We start from the raw sequence: 1293 nt of genomic DNA, 5'->3' as shown, positions 1-1293 counted from the left end.
AAAAAAAAAGGCAAGGCTGGACCATTCAGGCACTATCCGCTTGCCGTACAATTGCGTCGGTCAGCGGGGGTACTGCTTTCTGCGCTTGCACGATGGCCCAAACTGCAAACTTGGGTTCGGGGCATAGATGCCGCCGCAAACGAACTACATGCTCCACCAGATGTGTTCGCCTCGGTCTTCCGCATCTGCCATCGGGCCGGCCTGACGCGGCGCACGTATCACGCGGGAGAAGACTTCCGCCACCTGCTTTCTGGTATTGCCACGATGTGGGAAGCACTCGAGTTGCTGGATTTACGGACGGGCGACCGCCTTGGACACGGCACCGCCATGGGAATCAATCCGCGTCTTTGGCTTGATCGCATGCCAGGGATTCTTACTCTGCCTCGAGGCGAATGGATGTTGGGTGTATTGGCTGCGTGGCAACTGCTTCGGGACGTACCGGAGATGCAAGAATGCGTACATCGCCTTCAGCGCGAATTAGAAAGCCTTGCCCATCTGATCTTTCGACAGTCGCTGAGTGCGCTTGATCTCGAGCGTGCGATGGCACTTCGTGGTTTAAGCCGTCTTGACCTCATGCACCAGTTGTTCAATACAGAGGACTCTCTGCAAGAACCCTTGAGCGAATATTGGCGCGATGAGTTTGTACGCGTCCGGTCTGCACGCGAGGAACAGCCGCAGACTGTGGCACTACTTTGGAAATGGTTAAGCGATACGGAAGTTCAGGAGCGTGCGAACGAGTTGATTGCCACGGATGCGGACTTCTTGGATGCCAAAAGCTATATTCGGCTGCAACAAGCACTAATGCAGCAGGTGGCCAAACGGGGAGTCCTCATCGAGACACTACCGTCCAGCAATGTCCGAATTAGCCAATATCACCACATCGGCGAACATCATTCGTTACGTTGGATGCGCATCCCAGGCCACTTTGAGAATGGCGACCCAGAAATCATGGTCTGTCTGGGCTCCGATGATCCAGGGATTTTTTCGGCTGACCTCGAAACAGAGTTTTACCTCCTGTACACAACGCTGCGGAAGGAGGGACTCAGCGATTCAGAGGCACTTGAACGCCTGAGTGTATTAAACGAACGCGGTAGGATTTATCGCTTTCACCATCATGCGCTGTTGTGAGCAATAGGATACTCGGGTACGCGGTCACTGAGCGGCGTCGTATTCAGGGAGGACTACCGTTATTTGGTGGAGACAAGCCGGTCCAAAGCAGGCCGGAAAAGAACTGTGACCAACCCTGACTTTAGCCAACCCGCAAAAAAACCCCGGCACTTAGCCGGGGTCGAT

Annotated in this window: 1 pseudogene; it reads left to right on the top strand. The window is 54.5% G+C overall.

Features of this window, described 5'->3' with window-relative positions:
• A pseudogene (locus IV91_RS0112180) lies at nucleotides 1-1128 on the top strand (hypothetical protein); the annotation flags it as partial.
• Nucleotides 1129-1293: the final 165 nt, after the last annotated feature.

Source organism: Ferrovum myxofaciens (assembly GCF_000735045.1).
Classification (GTDB): Bacteria; Pseudomonadota; Gammaproteobacteria; order Burkholderiales; family Ferrovaceae; genus Ferrovum; species Ferrovum myxofaciens.
Note: the sequence above shows the minus strand (reverse complement) of the source record. Positions and strands in the feature narration are given on the sequence as shown.